The sequence below is a fragment of the Streptomyces litchfieldiae genome (genome assembly GCF_031845365.1).
Lineage (GTDB): Bacteria > Actinomycetota > Actinomycetes > Streptomycetales > Streptomycetaceae > Streptomyces > Streptomyces litchfieldiae.
This window is the reverse complement of record NZ_JAVREL010000125.1, coordinates 1-434: the sequence shown is the minus strand read 5'-3', so window position 1 is coordinate 434 and position 434 is coordinate 1. Positions and strand designations below refer to the sequence as shown.

The 434-nt window shown below is 72.6% G+C and carries 1 pseudogene; it reads right to left on the bottom strand.

What is annotated here, in order from left to right:
* Positions 1 to 81: 81 nt before the first annotated feature.
* Positions 82 to 434 (bottom strand): annotated as a pseudogene (locus tag RM590_RS35695) (IS701 family transposase); the annotation flags it as partial.

The following is a 434-nucleotide window of genomic DNA, read 5'->3' as shown; positions in this document are numbered from 1 at the left end:
CCATGGTTTCGGCGGCGGCTGTGTTCTGCTCCACCACGAGTACCTGTCTCACGTGCCCCACTTCTCCCCCTTGGCTTCACGTCAGTTCGGAGCGTCGGCGAGCGCCGCGGCCGGTGTGACCGATGCGGCCGGTGCTCGCGGCGGGGGGTCCGGTGGGTCGGGCCGGTCCGGTGGTGGGGTGGCCCGGCAGGCGTTGCCGGACAGGCGCTGGTAGACGTAGGCGGCCGAGGCCATGGTCATGTGGTGGTGCCAGCCGGGGAAGGAGCGGCCCTCGAAGTCGAGGACGCCGAACCGGTGGCGGAGCGTGGTCACGGCCGAGAGGGCCGCGGAGTGGCTGCGCGCGAGGCGGAGGATCTCCTCCACCCGGCGGTCGGTGAGCGTGGTGAGCCAGTACCGGCAGGGCTGGCGGACATCGAGGCCGGGCCGTTCCAGGA